Source organism: Candidatus Phyllobacterium onerii (assembly GCF_028331445.1).
Lineage (GTDB): Bacteria > Pseudomonadota > Alphaproteobacteria > Rhizobiales > Rhizobiaceae > Phyllobacterium > Phyllobacterium onerii.
Window position 1 is genome coordinate 788,015 of sequence record NZ_JAQMHX010000001.1, and the last position, 15,170, is coordinate 803,184.

General features: G+C 56.4%; 14 protein-coding genes. 10 read left to right on the forward strand and 4 right to left on the reverse strand.

Translation table 11 applies throughout. The features are described from left to right. Positions 1 to 2: 2 nt before the first annotated feature. Both PHA01_RS03725 and PHA01_RS03730 read right to left on the reverse strand, forming a co-directional pair. Positions 3 to 2,111 (reverse strand): lytic transglycosylase domain-containing protein, encoded by a 2,109-nt coding sequence (locus PHA01_RS03725; protein ID WP_271893426.1) that lies wholly within the window; start codon positions 2,109 to 2,111, stop codon positions 3 to 5. 586 nt (positions 2,112 to 2,697) lie between these two features. Then, positions 2,698 to 3,702, reverse strand: coding sequence for a M10 family metallopeptidase C-terminal domain-containing protein (locus PHA01_RS03730; RefSeq protein ID WP_271893428.1), 1,005 nt, complete (start codon positions 3,700 to 3,702; stop codon positions 2,698 to 2,700). A 1,531-nt stretch (positions 3,703 to 5,233) separates the two neighbouring features. On the opposite strand from PHA01_RS03730, the gene dapA reads away from it, so the two are divergent. Continuing rightward, a complete protein-coding gene (gene dapA / locus PHA01_RS03735; protein ID WP_271893430.1) occupies positions 5,234 to 6,115 on the forward strand; it encodes a 4-hydroxy-tetrahydrodipicolinate synthase in 882 nt (293 codons plus the stop codon). A 77-nt stretch (positions 6,116 to 6,192) separates the two neighbouring features. Next, entirely contained in the window at positions 6,193 to 6,681 is a 489-nt protein-coding gene (smpB, locus tag PHA01_RS03740; protein WP_112527746.1) for an SsrA-binding protein SmpB, read from the forward strand. Between the two features lie 4 nt (positions 6,682 to 6,685). Here the strand turns inward: smpB and PHA01_RS03745 are convergent, their stop codons facing one another. Both PHA01_RS03745 and PHA01_RS03750 read right to left on the reverse strand, forming a co-directional pair. Then, positions 6,686 to 7,339: a uracil-DNA glycosylase gene (locus PHA01_RS03745; RefSeq protein WP_271893930.1), complete on the reverse strand. Its 654-nt coding sequence runs from the start codon at positions 7,337 to 7,339 to the stop codon at positions 6,686 to 6,688. Positions 7,340 to 7,350: 11 nt separating this feature from the next. Next, positions 7,351 to 7,926 (reverse strand): LabA-like NYN domain-containing protein, encoded by a 576-nt coding sequence (locus tag PHA01_RS03750; protein ID WP_112527748.1) that lies wholly within the window; start codon positions 7,924 to 7,926, stop codon positions 7,351 to 7,353. A 299-nt stretch (positions 7,927 to 8,225) separates the two neighbouring features. On the opposite strand from PHA01_RS03750, the gene rpoZ reads away from it, so the two are divergent. From rpoZ to era, 8 genes are all read left to right on the forward strand, one after another. After that, positions 8,226 to 8,624: a DNA-directed RNA polymerase subunit omega gene (rpoZ, locus tag PHA01_RS03755; protein ID WP_271893433.1), complete on the forward strand. Its 399-nt coding sequence runs from the start codon at positions 8,226 to 8,228 to the stop codon at positions 8,622 to 8,624. A 160-nt stretch (positions 8,625 to 8,784) separates the two neighbouring features. Further along, entirely contained in the window at positions 8,785 to 11,004 is a 2,220-nt protein-coding gene (locus PHA01_RS03760; protein WP_112551241.1) for a RelA/SpoT family protein, read from the forward strand. Between the two features lie 9 nt (positions 11,005 to 11,013). Next, the gene (gene pyrE, locus PHA01_RS03765; protein ID WP_271893435.1) at positions 11,014 to 11,592 is read left to right on the forward strand and encodes an orotate phosphoribosyltransferase; all 579 of its coding nucleotides are present in this window, start codon (positions 11,014 to 11,016) and stop codon (positions 11,590 to 11,592) included. Positions 11,593 to 11,668: 76 nt separating this feature from the next. Beyond that, positions 11,669 to 12,232, forward strand: a complete 564-nt coding sequence (locus tag PHA01_RS03770; RefSeq protein ID WP_224505670.1) for a DUF2062 domain-containing protein — start codon at positions 11,669 to 11,671, stop codon at positions 12,230 to 12,232. Continuing rightward, positions 12,229 to 12,633 (forward strand): holo-ACP synthase, encoded by a 405-nt coding sequence (acpS, locus tag PHA01_RS03775; protein ID WP_271893436.1) that lies wholly within the window; start codon positions 12,229 to 12,231, stop codon positions 12,631 to 12,633. Before PHA01_RS03770 ends, acpS begins: the two co-directional genes overlap by 4 nt. 89 nt (positions 12,634 to 12,722) lie before the next feature. Beyond that, positions 12,723 to 13,505, forward strand: coding sequence for a signal peptidase I (gene lepB, locus PHA01_RS03780; RefSeq protein ID WP_271893437.1), 783 nt, complete (start codon positions 12,723 to 12,725; stop codon positions 13,503 to 13,505). A gap of 7 nt (positions 13,506 to 13,512) precedes the next feature. Continuing rightward, on the forward strand, positions 13,513 to 14,223 hold the full coding sequence (gene rnc, locus PHA01_RS03785; RefSeq protein WP_271893438.1) for a ribonuclease III: 711 nt from the start codon (positions 13,513 to 13,515) through the stop codon (positions 14,221 to 14,223). Then, positions 14,223 to 15,164: a GTPase Era gene (era, locus tag PHA01_RS03790; protein ID WP_271893439.1), complete on the forward strand. Its 942-nt coding sequence runs from the start codon at positions 14,223 to 14,225 to the stop codon at positions 15,162 to 15,164. The genes rnc and era overlap by 1 nt, the downstream gene beginning before the upstream one ends. Positions 15,165 to 15,170 lie beyond the last annotated feature (6 nt).

Consider the following 15,170-nt stretch of genomic DNA (forward strand, 5'->3'; position numbering starts at 1 on the left):
GGTCAGCCGCGCCGTCCGGCGGTCAGATCGCTTTCGATCTGCGCCTTGCCCGTAAGCCGCGCCTTGTAGACCTCGTAGTTTTCCATCACCCGCTGCACGTAGTTGCGTGTCTCGGTATAGGGAATGCGCTCGATCCAGTCGACCACGTCGTCGAGCGGCTTGCCGCGCGGATCGCCATATTTCGCCACCCATTCATTGGCCCGGGTCGGGCCGGCATTGTAGCCGGCAAAGGTAAGCACATACGAACCATCGAACTTCGAGATCTGCTCGCCGAGGAATTTCGCGCCGAGCGTCGCGTTATAGGCCGCATCGGTCGTCAACCGGTCCTTCGAATAGCTCATGCCGGCGCGGGTGGCGACGCCCTTGGCTGTCCCGGGCAAAAGCTGAAGCAGGCCGCGCGCCCCGGCGCTTGATACCGCAGTCGGGTTGAACTCGCTCTCCTGCCGGGCGATGGCGTAGGCGAGGGCGGTGCCCGATCCGGAAATATTGGCATTGCCGGGGATGGCGCCGATCGGATGCGACAGCGCGCCCACATCGATGCCGCGCTGCGCCGCAGCCTTGCCGACGCGCAGGGCGACGTAGTGATTGCCCTTGCGCTCGGCCATCACCGCCAGCAGCGCCAGTTCGCCTGGACTGTCGAGCTCCTGCGCCAGGCTCGTATATAGCATCGCCGCGCGGGAATCGTAACCCGTATCCTCGAGCCGCTGGATCGCCCGTACGGCCTCGCGCTGGGCAAAGCGCGTACGCTCGGCGTCCGTCGGCTTGGGGTAGGGCAGTTGCAACCCGGATTGCCCGAGCTTCGCCGCCGCAAGCTGCCCGTAGAACGTAGTGCCGTAGCGGGAAGCCCGCGTATAATACTCGCTGGCGCTGCCCGCGCTGCCGGCTTCCGCGGCGCGTCCGAGCCAGTAATAGGCGCGCGAGGCCGACATGGGCCGCGATGAAATCTCGGCGATCCGGGCAAAATGCTTCTGCGCCGTTTTCGCATCGTTCAGCGCTCTGAGCGCCACCCAGCCCGCATGAAACTCCGCATCCGCCGCAACGGCCGGTGTCTCGGCGCTGTGCGAGGCGGCAACGCGGTAGGCGCGCCTGGCATCGCCAATGTCCAGCAATTCGCGCGACAGCACCCGGCGCTCGGTCCACCACGCATCCGGATCGACCAGCGAAGCCGCATCGCGCGGCGCCGCAGCCATCGTGTCCGCCGCTTCCTTGTATTTCTCCTGCCGCCGCAAATATTGCGCCTTGGCGAAGATATAGGCGGCGTTCTGCGCCCAGGATCCATCCACCTGCGCCAGCTTCTTGCCGGCATCGGGCGCCTTTTGCAGCACGGCGGCAAAAGCCTGATACAGCGATGTCGCCCCGGCAAGCTTGGCCACACGCCCGGCGGATTTCACCTTGCCCTCATAGAGCATGGTCAGCATGCGCGTCAGATGATCCTCGCGCGCAATGACCCCGGAAAACTCCTTGAGGATCATCGCTTCCTGATTGTCATCGAGCTTCTTCGTGCGCCAGAAAGGCCCGAGGATTTGCCGTGCGGCGCGCTGGTTGCCGCCGGCCACATAGGCGCGGGCGAGGATCACCACGCCTTCCGTCGTCTGCGGCGCCGTGTTGCCAAAGGCACTGATGACCACCGAAGGCGCCGGATTTTCCTTGAAAAGCGCCCGTTCGGAATTGCTGCGGAAAGTCGCCATGCCCGGCCAGCCCGGTAGCTCGGCGGCGGCCTGCGCAATCTCGGAGCTCGGCACGCCCGGTGCATTGGAAAGGCCGATCGCCCAGGTCAATATATGCCGGTCGAGCGCCTGCGAAGGCAAGCCGTTGCGGATGCCGATCGCCCGCCGCACGTCGCCCGAAGCGATGGCATCGAGCCCGCTCTTCAGGCTCCCGGCGATGGCCGAAGGCTTGGAGGGCTGGGCAATGCCCGCCGTCGTCACCGGGTCCGGATGCATCGCCGCCTGGATGGACGGGCTGACGCGGGTTTGCGTCGAGGCAAAAGGCTTTAGCGTAGGGATAGGGACCGCTGCCGAAGGCACAGGATTTTGGGCGTGCGCAGCCGACGCACTCAACGCGAGCGTGAGGCCAAGAAGAACATGACGCAAAACAGAAGTTCTCAGCATAAAACTACCGGTTATGTTGAAGCGGATCGTGAAGAGCCCCTGATCCGGCAGGGCAATCGCGTTTGAAGGAATATATCGATGGCACATTCCCTGTGCGTGGTTCGACAAGCTCACCATGAGGGAGGTTTTTGGCTGCAAGAGTGTCACTGAATTTGCAAGCCTTGACTCCCTGCAATCAACTTCTCTCCCTCATGGTGAGCTTGTCGAACCACGCACAATGCATGTGCAATCTTTCAAATGCGGTTGCCCCTGATCCGAAGACAATAGCATAATAGTGGCGGACGTATGAAAGCAGTATTAACGAAGCGTTAGCCGGAAAGGTCGGGTTTGAAGGGTAACGGGTTTGTGATGCGCAGCCTTGGCTACTACTCTCCGTCATTCTGCCGTCATCCCACCAACCTCTCCGTCATCAACTCTGTTGAAGATTGCAATCTTCAACAGAGTTGATGACGGAGAGGGAAGCGCGTTTCAATCAAACCTGAAAAGCACGCGGTCGTCCCCGCGCGCTTTCCTTCGTGCAGGTCAGCATTATGAACGCTTCTTGATAGCGGCCGGCGCGCCGCCGCATACGGCGGGGTTGACTATATTACAAGATGAAGTTCGCGGACCAATGGGCACCGTGTTCATCGTATTCGCTCCAATGTATTTTCATATCTGGAGATTTATCGCCATTGATGTCGACCAGTATGTCACCTTGATGTAGGCTACGTTGGACCACGAGTTGACCACGCGCTCCAGTGAAGGCCGAGACCTTGACGAAGGCCTGATCGCCATCCGTTGATATACCGTTAGCGTCGATTTGCGATAGATCAACTCTATCACGTATAGACACACGTATTGTATCAAATCCGGTCGGCAGACTGTCGGTCGGGCTTTCGTAGACAAATCTGTCTATATCCGCCGATTGTGTTGACCCACGCAAATCGTCGCGGCCTGCACCTCCGTTGAGGACATTGGCGCCATCGTCGCCAAGGAGGACATCATCGCCATTGCCGCCGATCAGCGTGTCATCACCGCCCTCGCCAAAGAGCCCGTCATTGCCGTTCAGACCAACGAGGACGTTGGCGTTATTATTGCCGGTGATCGTGTCGTGTGATTGCGAGCCGACGACATTCTCGAAATCATTGGAGACTAGATCGCCATTTGCATGGCCGCCGCTCACGGTGATATTGCCCAGCGCATTCAGCTGCGCCATATTGACGTTCACACCGAGATTGGAAAACTCATAGCTCAGCGTATCGGTGCCGCCAAGGTCCCCGGCGCCGCCGGAAAGCGTGTCCGCTCCCGCACCGCCATGAATATAATCATCGCCGTCGCCGCCATTGATAACATCAAGACCCACACCACCGAATATCTGGTCCTCGCCATCGCCGCCATTGACAATACTGGCGAGGGTGAGTGCGCCGGTGATGTGGATGCGGTCGTTGCCCGTCCCGCCATTGGCAAGGGCCGCCGATACAAGATTGGTGTACTCAAGATCATCGTTGCCGCTATTGTTAAAGCCGATCGGCGGATCTGTCACCAAGCGGTTCCATCCGCCATTCGAGACGCTGAGCAGATCAAAAATGGATTGTGGTAAGGTCGAAGGCATGATCATGCACTCCCCGTTCGGGCTGCATGGGCCGGTGTCCTCCCCAGGGCCTGCTACCTCCGCAGCCAACGCTATTAACCATACGCCTTTATGATGAGATGGCAATTAGACCGCACGAAATAAGGCTTAAACAAAACGAGCTAGGTACTTACCCTATTCCGGCCACGCATAAGTCATGAAAGCCTTTAATCAATCATTGTAGCTATGCACGTACAGAACAAGGGTGTACAATCACAAGTATAGTTGTTGCCCGTTCATGAGCCTCCGGGGGCGGTGGCCAGTCCGTGACATGAGATCACGGCGATTGACGAATGCAAGGCAACGCACATTCATAAGCTCGCCGGTCCTGAGGCAATTCCACGAATTGCTAAAAGCTGAAGGGCCGAACCCTGTGGGAGGGGTCATCGCGAATGTGCCGAAGCGCGCTCATGCGGAAGCTCAAGGCACCCCCTGGAAGGCCTCATTCCAGTCCATCTTGGCCAAATGAATTGGCAATAGCAAAAATGCTTTGTGCATGCCCCGTTCAAACGGCGGCTGTTCTCATGGCAATCGACGCTTGCGCGGGAAATTGTGCCCACAATCCCGCTCTGGCGGAGGTGCCTGATGATAGTTGGCGCAGCCGGCTTCGTCCTCGCAAATATGTGGAGCCGGCAAATGGACGGGGAGCACGTCCCCGGGGAGGGACGCGCATGGAGGAGGCGGCGCGGATAGGTCCGCGCTGCCTTCTTCCGGGTTCACGCGCTGTGGGCGGCATTCGGCAGAAGTTCTCAAGTAACTTGTTGGCATGAGGTGGTTCGACAGGTTCAGCGATGTGCGTGGTTCGTAGCTCGGCAAGCTCGCTATGATGAAGCTCACCATGAGGGAAGTGGGTTGATTGCAGGGAGCCAAAACTGCAAACGATGATCCATGCGCCGACGCTACCGATATTAAGGCAGTCCACTACCTCCCTCATGGTGAGCTTGTCGAACCACGCACATGGTGTCCCTCATCCAGAGCCTACCAAAGTCGAACATCCGTGGATAAGTCCCGACTTATCCACGCAAGGGCGTTTCAGGGGCGCAAAAGCCATTACTTGAACGCACCGCATGCTGGTCTTGAGAGGGAAAAATCGTTACTTGGGCATATTGCGCGTAGAAAACGCTAGGTTCAACCTGACAATGACGTAGAGTTGCATGAAATCGCTAAAACCGCTTTCATATGAACGATCACTTAATTGAACGATCGTTTCTTTAATTTTCACCTGGAATCCAGTTCCAAGGCCGAAATTGGCATGTTTGCGATGCTCGGGTCGCGATCTGGATGCGCAAATGGCGCGAACTTATGCCGAACTCACACAAACATTGGCGAATACCATGCAAGAAACCTCGATTCTGGCGCAAGAATTTCAACTGGCGCGGGAATTTTAGTTGTCTCAAGTTGATGATTTCCATCACCAAAAGGAACTTGTAACCAAAAGCTCGCGCGACTATGGTGCGCCACCTCGTGACCGGACAGGGTCGGGGGGCTGATCATTATTATTTCGGAGTTTCCCATGCTGAAAGGCTCAATCACCGCTCTCGTCACGCCCTTCGATCAGGACGGCGCGTTCGACGAGAAAGCCTTTCGTGGCTTTGTTTCCTGGCAAATAGACAATGGAACCAATGGGTTGGTACCCGTTGGCACCACCGGTGAATCGCCGACGCTTTCCCATGCGGAGCACAAGCGCGTCGTTGAGGTCTGCATCGAGGAAGCCGCCGGGCGCGTGCCGGTGATTGCGGGCGCGGGCTCCAACAATACGCGCGAAGCCATTGAATTGGCTGAGTTTTCCGAGAAGGCCGGTGCCGACGCCATTCTCGTCGTCACGCCCTATTACAACAAGCCGAGCCAGCGCGGCCTCTACGCCCATTACGCGGCGATAGCCGAAGCCGTGTCGCTGCCGATTATCATCTATAACATTCCGGGCCGGTCGATCATCGACATGACCCCGGAGACGATGGGCAAACTCGCCAATGATTTCAAAAACATAGCGGGCGTCAAGGACGCGACTGGCAAGATCGAGCGCGTGTCGGAACAGCGCATCACCTGCGGCAAAGATTTCATCCAGCTCTCCGGTGAGGATGCGACGGCGCTCGGTTTCAACGCCCATGGCGGCCATGGCTGCATCTCGGTGACGTCCAATGTCGCGCCGCGGCTTTGCGCGGAATTTCAGGCGGCGACGCTGGCCGGTGAGTATGATAAGGCATTGTTATTGCAGGATAAATTGATGCCTTTGCATAAGGCGCTGTTCCTTGAGCCCAACCCGTCCGGGCCGAAATATGCGCTGGCGAAGCTTGGCAAGATGCACGACGCGCTCCGTTCACCGATGGTGCAGGTCGAGGCCCATACCGCCGAGCGTATCGATCAGGCGATGCGGCATGCCGGTCTGGTCAATTAGAGCAATTCCGGGAAAAGTGTGCCGCGGTTTTACCAATCGGAATTGCGTAAGAACATCAGGAATCCCATATAAATTGCATGAACAAGCCAAAAACTGCCTCAAAACCCATCACGGTTCGCAAAATCATTGCGGAAAACCGTAAAGCGCGCTTCAATTTCGAGATTCTCGACACGCTGGAGGCTGGCATCGTCTTGCAGGGCACCGAGGTCAAGTCGCTGCGCCGCAACCAGTCGAATATTGCCGAGAGTTACGCAAGTTTCGAGAATGGCGAGTTCTGGCTGATCAACTCCTATATTCCGGAGTATCTGCAGGCAAACCGCTTCAACCACGAGCCCCGCCGCCATCGCAAGCTGTTGATTTCAAAGCGGGAAATGTCGCGGCTGGCGCAATCCGTGGATCGTGAGGGGATGACGGTCGTGCCGCTGAAACTCTACTTCAACGACCAGGGGCGGGCCAAGCTCGAGATCGCCGTCGCGCGCGGCAAGAAGCTGCATGACAAGCGCGAAACGGAAAAGCAGCGCGACTGGAACCGCGAGAAATCACGGCTGATGAAAGAGCGCGGCTAGGTTTTTATCCAGCAATATCATCTAGATAGCGCCTGACCTCTGCGAACACGCCCTTGAACATCTCTGTCGTCAACCGGCCGGTATTGGTGTTGTAGCGCGAGCAGTGATAGCTCGAAAAGATCCGGACATTGCCGATATCCGATTGGCCGCCATGGCTGAAGGGAAACTTGGCAACGGGCCGGGCGAAGGCCCGTATCGTCGATTGGTGCGCGATGGTTCCGAGCGTGACAATGGCGCGCAAATCGACGAATTGTTCGATGGTCGGCGTCAAAAACCGCCGGCAATTGCTGATTTCGCCGCCAACCGGTTTGTTTTCCGGCGGAACGCAGCGAACCGCATTGGTGATGGCCGCATCGATCAGCTGCAGGCCATCGTCGGGACGCGCTGCGAACGTGCCGCGCGAAAAGCCGAATTCATTCAATGTGTTATAAAGGAGATCGCCCGCATAATCGCCGGTGAAGGGCCGGCCCGTGCGGTTGGCGCCACGCAGGCCCGGCGCCAGTCCGACGATGAGCAACCTGACCGATTCAACGCCATCGACGGGCAGGAAGGTCGGCACAGGCGCGTTGTGCCAGCCTGGCTCCTTCACCCGCCATTCGGCGATGAAATCATGCAGGCGGACACATATGGGGCAATCGGGAGAGGGTTCGACGCTCAAACCCGTTGCGATCAATAATCAACCTGTTCTTCTTCGACCCGCGGCCGCGGCGCACGTTCGGACGGCTCACGCCCGATCTCGGCCCGCAGCGATGTCAGATCGATGAAGTGATCGGCCTGGCGGCGCAATTCGTCCGAAATCATCGGCGGCTGCGTCGATAGCGTCGAAACGACGCTGACCTTGCGGCCTTTGCGCTGCAGCGCCTCAACCAGCGAGCGGAAATCGCCGTCGCCGGAGAAGATAACGAAATGATCAACCGTATCAGTAAGTTGCATGGCATCCACAGCAAGTTCGATATCCATATTGCCCTTGATCTTGCGGCGGCCGGCAGAATCCGTGAATTCTTTCGCAGGCTTGGTCACGACCTTGTAACCATTATAGTCGAGCCAATCGATCAATGGCCGAATTGAAGAATACTCTTGGTCTTCGACTAAAGCAGTATAGTAATAGGCACGCAACAGATAGCCGCGTTTCTGGAAAGCTGAGAGAAGTTTGCGGTAATCTATATCAAATCCGAGTACCTTGGACGCTGCGTAGAGATTTGCACCATCGATAAACAGGACGATTTTTTCGCGGGGATCAAACATAATAGGGTTCCATTTCAAAAATCTGAGCTTCAATTTCAAATCAGCTGGAGAATAACAAAGCCCGATCTGATCTTATACGAAAGTTGAATATTTAATTACGTCGGGTTGCGGCAAAAGCCAAGACCTTGATTGAAGATTTGTATATGTTTTTGGACATAAGTGCTCAACATTCGGTGAGGTACCGCACCGGATTCGTTCCATGTAGCGCGAACTTTCGGCGCTTTTGCTTGTTTTTTGCGCGCAAGCACGTTATGTCCCCATTAATCCGCTAATTCAGTTAAAAATGAAAGGGGCAGTTTATGGCCCGCGTCACTGTTGAAGATTGCGTTGACAAGGTTGAGAACCGTTTTGAGCTGGTTCTGCTTGCCAGTCACCGCGCGCGCCTGATTTCGCAAGGTGCAGCGATCACTATCGATCGCGATAATGATAAAAATCCGGTGGTTGCTCTGCGTGAAATCGCGGAAGAAACGCTTTCACCCGGTGATCTGAAGGAAGATCTGATTCATTCGCTGCAGAAGCATGTGGAAGTTGATGAGCCGGAAGCAGTCGCTGTGCCGCAGGTTACTGCTGATAGCGATGTGACCGAGACTGTCGAGACCGATGCTGACGACAATGTTTCCTTCGATTCGATGTCGGAAGAAGAACTGTTGGCCGGTATCGAAGGGCTGGTAGCCCCCGAGAAGAGCGACGACTACTAAGAGACCTGTTTAAACGTCTCTACATCAAATCTCTTTTGATGCGTCGCAGTCTCTGCGGCGCATTATTTTTGCGTGTTGGTAACGCAATAACCATATAGACGGCATAACAATTCTTCTTCGACCAAATTCTGTTTGTGTGTAACTCCGGAGACCCCCATCCATGATGCGTCAGTATGAGCTTGTCGAGCGTGTCCAGCGTTACAAGCCTGACGTCAACGAGGCGTTGCTTAACAAGGCCTATGTCTATGCCATGCAGAAGCATGGCCACCAGAAGCGCGCATCGGGTGATCCATATTTTTCCCACCCGCTGGAAGTCGCTGCCATCCTGACAGACATGCACCTCGACGAGGCGACAATCGCCATCGCCTTGTTGCATGACACTATCGAGGATACCTCGGCGACACGGCAGGAAATCGACACGTTGTTCGGTCCGGATATTGGCAAACTTGTCGAGGGGCTGACCAAGCTGAAAAAGCTCGATCTTGTCTCGAAAAAGGCTGTTCAGGCTGAAAATCTGCGTAAACTGCTGCTGGCGATCTCTGATGATGTGCGCGTCCTGCTCGTCAAGCTCGCCGATCGCCTGCACAATATGCGCACGCTTCACCACGTGCCGGAAGACAAGCGCCTGCGCATCTCCGAGGAGACGATGGATATCTATGCGCCGCTGGCTGGCCGCATGGGTATGCAGGACATGCGCGAGGAGCTGGAGCAGCTCGCATTCCGCTACATCAACCCCGAAGCCTTCAACGCCGTCACCAATCGGCTCGCCGAGTTGATGGAGAAGAACAAGGCGACGCTGAAGCAGATCGAAACCGACCTTTCCAGCCTGTTCGAAAAACACGGCGTCAAGGCCAGTGTCAAAAGCCGGCAGAAGAAAGCCTGGTCGGTGTTCCGCAAGATGGAAAGCAAAGGCCTTTCCTTCGAGCAGCTATCGGACATTTTCGGGTTTCGGGTCGTCGTGGATACAGTTGCCGATTGCTACAACGCGCTCGGTATCATTCACACGACCTGGTCGATGGTTCCGGGACGGTTCAAGGATTACATCTCGACACCGAAGCAGAACGATTACCGTTCAATTCATACGACCATCGTTGGGCCATCACGCCAGCGCGTCGAACTGCAGATCCGCACCCGCGAGATGAACGACATTGCCGAATATGGTGTCGCGGCGCATTCGATCTACAAGGACCGCGGCAGTGCACAGAATCCCCATGTCATTTCAACTGAAACCAATGCCTATGCATGGTTGCGCCAGACTATCGAGGCGCTGGCGGAAGGCGACAATCCGGAAGAGTTTCTCGAGCACACGAAGCTCGAACTGTTTCAGGACCAGGTCTTCTGCTTCACGCCGAAGGGCCGCCTGATCGCATTGCCGCGCGGTGCTACACCCATCGATTTCGCTTACGCTGTGCACACGAATATTGGCGACAGCTGCGTAGGCGCGAAGGTCAATGGCCGCATCATGCCACTGATGACTGTTCTTCATAACGGCGACGAAGTGGAGATCATCCGCTCCAAGGCACAAACACCGCCTGCCGCCTGGGAATCGATCGTTGTCACGGGTAAGGCGCGCGCTGCCATTCGCCGCGCCACGCGGCTGGCTGTGCGCAAGCAATATTCCGGTCTCGGCATGCAGATACTTGAGCGAGCGTTCGAGCGGGCAGGGAAAGTGTATTCGCGCGACGAATTGAAAAAGGGCCTGCCGCGTCTGGCACGCAAGGAGATCGATGATGTTCTGGCTGCGGTCGGCCGTGGCGAATTGCCATCATCCGACGTGATGAAAGCCGTCTATCCGGAGTATCAGGACGCCAAACCCAAGCCGAGTGCGCCCGACCGTGAGGAAGGTTGGGTGAATTTCCGCAACACTTCCGGAATGATCTTCAAAATGCCTGAAGGTGCGGAGGCCGCTGGTCTGGAGCCGGGTGGTCCGAACGCCCTGCCGATCCGAGGCGCCAGCCCGGATATGCCTGTGCACTTCTCGCCTGAAGGTGCGGTCCCCGGCGACCGGATCGTCGGCATTCTCCAGCCGGGCGCAGGAATGACAATCTATCCAATCCAGTCCTCGGCGCTGATGGCCTATGACGATCAGCCGGAACGTTGGATCGATGTTCGCTGGGATATAGATGAGAGCCGCCGCGATCGTTTTCCGGCTCGCATAAACATTTCTGCGATCAATGCGCCGGGATCGCTAGCGGAAATTGCACAGATCATTGCTGAGAACGAGACAAACATTCACAATCTTTCGATGGTCCGTACAGCCCCGGATTTCACGCAGATGATCGTTGATCTGGAAGTGTGGAATCTCAAACATCTCAATCGGATATTGTCAAAACTTAAAGAGAGCAAATGCGTCAGCGATGCGCAGCGCGTTAGTGGATAGAGAGGCGGCATGAATACAAACGAAGTCATAGAGGTTTTTCGCGAGGCGGGGGCGGTCCTGGAAGGGCATTTCATCCTGACATCAGGTCTGCGCAGCCCGATCTTTTTGCAGAAAGCACGCGTCTTCATGCATGCGGACAAGACCGAACGTGTATGCCGCGGCCTCGCGGAGAAAATCGAGGGCGCCGGCCTTGGCCAAATTGACTATGTGGTTGGTCCCGCCATCGGTGGTATCATTCCAGCCTACGAGACATCGCGGCATCTGGGCGTTCCTGCGATTTGGGTCGAGCGTGAAAATGGCATTTTCAAGCTTCGTCGATTTGAGATTGCCAAGGGCGCGCGCGTCGTCATTGTTGAAGATATCGTGACGACAGGGCTTTCCATTCGTGAAACGGTGACTTGCCTGCAGGAGTTGGGTGCGAATGTGCTGGCAGCAGCGTGTATCATCGACCGGTCCGCTGGAAAAAGTGATGTGGGAGTACCGTTGATAGCGCTGGCGGAATATGAAGTGCCGGCCTATCCTGCTGACGACCTTCCGCCTGAACTTGCCGCAATTCCGCCTGTTAAGCCCGGTAGTCGCAACATCTGAATGAACTAAATGAACCAAAGCGGATTTGACACATTCAAAGTATACGTTGCTTTGGTGCAGAAGGACTTGAATAGAAATGCTCTTCAAGAGGCGTAAAGAACCTTGTCTGCGGGAACGGTTGCGCGTGGCGCTTTGGCCTCGCCGTTCCGTCGGTCGGTCTTTACGCTATTTCGGCAAGCGTGTCCTTAGACTTCGAGCGACACCCCACGCTATCGCGACTGGTTTTGCATGCGGCATCTTCGCCGCATTCATTCCGCTTCTCGGAGTCCATATCGCTGTTGCCCTGACCATCGCCTGGTTGATCGGAGGCAACATCGCTGCAGCAGTTATCGGCACAACCTTGGGTAACCCTTTGATTCTGCCTTTTATCTGGGCCGCGACCCTGGAAGTCGGTCGCTTCGTTCTGAGTGGCAGTCTGACTGGAGAACCCTTGCCACCGCATCTCGGTGCGATGCTCAGGCATCTGGATTTTCTCGTTCTGTGGCAACCGCTGATCAAGCCTATGCTGATCGGCGCCGTTCCGCTCGGTCTCATCGCAGCGCTGCTCATCTATTTTCCGGTGCGCTGGACAGTTGCAAAGTTTCAGCATCGGCGGCACAAGGCTACATTCCGCTTGGAAAAGGCAACCGAGCCGACATGATCATTGGAATCGGTAGCGATTTGATCGATATCAGGCGTATCGAAAAGACGCTCGAACGGCACGGCAGTCGCTTTGTCGAGCGGGTATATACTCCGATTGAACAGGCCAAGTCTGACCGCCGCAAACAGCGTGCTGCGTCCTATGCCAAACGCTTTGCCGCGAAGGAAGCCTGCGCCAAGGCTCTCGGCACAGGCCTGTCGCGCGGTGTGTTCTGGCGCGACATGGGCGTCGTCAACCTGCCGAGCGGCGCACCCACCATGCAACTTACAAATGGAGCGGCGGCACGGCTGTCGGCAATCACGCCTGCCGGCTGTTCCACACGAATTCATGTGACCATCACCGATGATTTTCCCCTTGCACAAGCATTTGTGATTATCGAGGCGCAGAGAATCGAAGAATAGCCGTAATCAAACGGCATTGAGCGGCATTGAGCGGCATTGCTCCCCGCGCTTTCAGCGGCTAAGAGGGGGCACATTTGATTTTTGGAGATATGAGACACGTGAGCGACAAAGCTGTTGTGAAGAATTCTGGTGGTCTTGGTGAGACGATCAGCGTTATCGTGCAGGCGCTGCTGCTCGCCCTGGTCATCCGGACGTTGCTGTTTCAGCCCTTCAACATCCCATCCGGCTCTATGAGGCCAACCTTGCTTGAAGGCGATTATCTGTTCGTCTCGAAATTCTCCTACGGTTATTCCAAATATTCGATTCCCTTTGCGCCAGACCTGTTTTCGGGTCGCATCTGGAGCGGTGAGCCGAAACGCGGTGACATCGCCGTATTCCGCAAGCCCAATGACACGTCTCTGGACTTCATCAAGCGTGTTATCGGACTGCCGGGTGACAAGATTCAGGTACGGGGTGGTGTGCTCTACATCAATGATGTGGCCGTACCGCGCGAGAAGGTTGGCCAGATCGACAATCCCGACGTGACGGAGGTCAACCGGCCCGTCGACGTCTATCGCGAAACGCTGCCGAACGGCATCACCTACGATACGCTCGACCTGACGCCGAACGGCCTGGGCGACGATACGCGCGAATTCATTGTTCCAGCAGGAAACTATTTCATGATGGGCGATAACCGGGACAATTCGAGCGATAGCCGTTTTGACGTCGGCTACGTTCCGCTTGAGAATTTCGTTGGCCGCGCCAACATCATCTTCTTCTCGATCGCTGGTAAAGCAAGCCCGCTTGAGATTTGGCGCTGGCCTTCGGAGGTTCGCTTCAGCCGTCTGCTGCACAGCGTCAACGGCGCTCCAAACTCCGTCCAAAATAATTGACGAGCCAATGAGCCTGTCCGCCGACGCCGTGCGCAGACTGGAGGAAAAAACCAGGCACACTTTTCGTGATGTCGGCCGTCTGGAGCGTGCGCTTACCCATGCAAGTGCACGCCCGTCGGCCGGGTCCGATTATGAGCGCCTCGAGTTCCTGGGCGATCGAGTTCTCGGTCTTGTGATTGCCGAACTGCTATTCAGGGCCTATCCAACGGCGACGGAAGGAGAACTTTCCCTACGGCTGAATTCCCTCGTCAACGCCGATACCTGTGCGTCTGTTGCTGACGAGATTGGTCTGCACGAGTTCATTCGTACTGGCTCCGATGTGAAGGGCCTTGCGGACAAACGGCTCAAAAGCTTGCGAGCCGACGTGGTTGAATCGCTGATCGCCACGATTTATCTGGACGGCGGACTGGAAGCGGCGCAACCTTTTATAGAGCACTATTGGGATGCCCGCTCGCGCGAAATCAATTCGGCGCAGCGCGATCCGAAGACAGAATTGCAGGAATGGGCGCATCAGCAGAATGGCGCTCAACCAATTTACAGCGTGGTCGACCGCACAGGTCCTGATCACGATCCACAGTTTACGGTGAAGGTCGATGTCAAAGGCTTCGATCCCGCGACCGGCATAGGCCGCTCGAAGCGCATTGCCGAACAGGAAGCCGCGGTTGCGTTGCTTTATCGTCAAGGCGTTCGTAAGAAGACGCAGGAAGAAGAACCATAATGACCGAACAAGAACAGACAACAGAAGTCGACGCAAAGCCCGATGTTCCAACCCGCTCGGGCTTTATCGCTTTGATTGGCGCGCCGAATGCCGGCAAGTCAACGCTGGTCAACCAGCTCGTCGGAAGCAAGGTGTCGATCGTTACCCATAAGGTGCAGACGACGCGTGCGCTGGTTCGCGGGATCGTGATCTACGAGCAGACGCAGATGGTGCTCGTCGATACGCCCGGCATTTTCAAGCCGAAACGCCGTCTGGACCGCGCAATGGTCACGACTGCTTGGGGTGGTGCGAAGGATGCCGATCTTATTCTGGTGCTCATCGATGTGGAGCAGGGGATCGACGAAGAGGCTGAAGCCATTCTCGGCAGTCTCCATGAGAAGAAACGCAAGGTGATCCTTGTCCTCAACAAGGTGGATCGTATCGAGGCGCCGAAGCTCCTGGAACTGGCGCAAAAGGCCAATGAAATGGTCAATTTCGACAAGACCTTCATGATTTCGGCGCTGAAGGGCTATGGGTGCAAGGATCTGTTGAAATACCTTGCCGACAATTTGCCGGAAGGTCCGTGGTATTACCCGGAGGATCAGATCTCCGACATGCCCATGCGCATGCTTGCAGCAGAAATCACCCGCGAAAAGCTCTATCTGCGCCTGCATAACGAGCTGCCCTATTCGTCACACATCGAGACGGAGAGCTGGGAAGAGAAGAAGGACGGTTCTGTCCGCATTCAGCAGGTGATCTACGTCGAGCGCGACAGCCAGAAGAAAATTGTTCTGGGACACGAGGGGCAAGCAATCAAAGCCATCGGCCAGGCCGCGCGCAAGGAATTGATGGAAATCCTCGATCAGAAGGTGCATCTCTTCCTTTTCGTCAAGGTTCGTGACAACTGGGGCAATGACCCTGAGCGTTACCGCGAAATGGGCCTTGAATTCCCGAACTCATAGCGCCAG